General features: G+C 39.1%; 1 protein-coding gene. It reads left to right on the forward strand.

The window, feature by feature from the left end; genetic code table 11:
• On the forward strand, positions 1–1,677 hold a 1,677-nt coding region (locus H6S82_RS32035; RefSeq protein WP_191057407.1), incomplete at both ends, for an AAA family ATPase.

Consider the following 1,677-nt stretch of genomic DNA (forward strand, 5'->3'; position numbering starts at 1 on the left):
GTAGAGAAGACTTATCCAGCCAATTACTTATCCCCCAAAAACTGTACGGTCGGCAGGCGGAAGTTGAGCAACTTTTAGCATCTTTCGTTCGCGTAGCGTGTCCGGAGGACAATCCCATTTCCAACGGCAATGCAGAAATCATACTGGTAACAGGTTATTCCGGAATCGGCAAATCTGCTTTAGTCAATGAAATCCACAAAGCTATTGTGAGACAGCGCGGCTATTTTATCTCTGGTAAATACGATCAATTCAAGCGCAATATTCCTTATGCTGCTTTAATTGAAGCTTTTACCGAACTCATCCGGTTGCTCTTAACAGAAAGTCAATCAGAAATAGAAAATTGGAAACAAAACATTCTCGCTGCATTAGGAGAGCAAGGCAGGATTGTCACCGCAGTTATTCCCGAACTGGAATTAATTATTGGCGAACAGCCAGAAGTACCGGAATTGGGGTTAACCGAATCGCAAAATCGATTTCATCGCGTGTTCAAGCAATTCATTTATGTTTTTACCCAAAAATCCCATCCTTTAGTTATTTTTTTGGACGATTTACAGTGGGTAGATTCTGCATCGCTCAATTTAATTTACCTGCTGATGACCGATCCCGATACTCAATACTTGCTGCTGATCGGTGCTTACCGAGATAGCGAAGTAAGCGCCACTCATCCCTTAATCGATACATTAGATAAAATTCGAGAAACTAGCGATTATTTAACGACAATTACCCTAAAACCACTGAAAATCGATGATTACAAGCAATTAATTGCCGATACTTTTGCCAAAACAGATTCTAGACAAAGAGTCACAATTTTAGCCGAGCTTTTGTACAGTAAAACTCAAGGTAATCCCTTCTTTTTAATTCAATTACTCAAAAATCTTTATCAAGAAAAGCTGATTGTCTATAACTTTAATAAGCGGCAGTGGGAGTGGGATATTGAAGAAATTCAAGCAATTGGGATTACTGATAAAACGGTGATTGAGTTAATCACCAGCCAGATTGAAAAACTGCCAGAAAGTAGCCAAAAAGTATCAAAATTGGCTGCTTGTCTCGGCAATCGCTTTAGTTTAGATGTGCTGGCGATCGTCAATGAAGAATCTCCTTTAATTACCTCAGCACTACTTTGGTCAGCACTGCAAGCAGGGTTAATTTTGCCGTTAAATGATGCTTACAAAATACCATTGTTTTTCGTGCCTGAAATATCGGATAACGAACAACTTGATGATATCGTTTTCAATGCTGGTAATTCTTTGCACATACCCTATAAATTTTTGCACGATCGCGTCCAGCAAGCAGCTTATTCTCTAATTCCAGAAACAGAAAAAAAATCTACTCATTTCCAGATCGGTCAACTCTTACTAAAACATACTACGCCAGAACAACAAAAAGAAAATATTTTCGCACTGGTAAATCAACTTAATTTCGGAGTCGATTTAATTACCGAAGAATCAGAAAAATGCGAACTAGCTCATCTTAATTATGTCGCTGCTGAAAAAGCTAAAGCCGCAACTGCTTACGAAGCCGCACTTAGGTACTTGAATGTTGCTTTGGAACTTTTAGCTGCCGATTGTTGGGAAAATTGCTACGACTTGAGCTTGACAATTTATGAGTCAGCCATAGAAGCGCAATACCTTAACACCCACTTTGAAGAAGCGGAAAACTTAGCCAAAATAGTTTTAT

It is taken from the genome of Planktothrix sp. FACHB-1355 (genome assembly GCF_014748295.1).
GTDB classification, from domain to species: Bacteria; Cyanobacteriota; Cyanobacteriia; order Cyanobacteriales; family Aerosakkonemataceae; genus Aerosakkonema; species Aerosakkonema funiforme_A.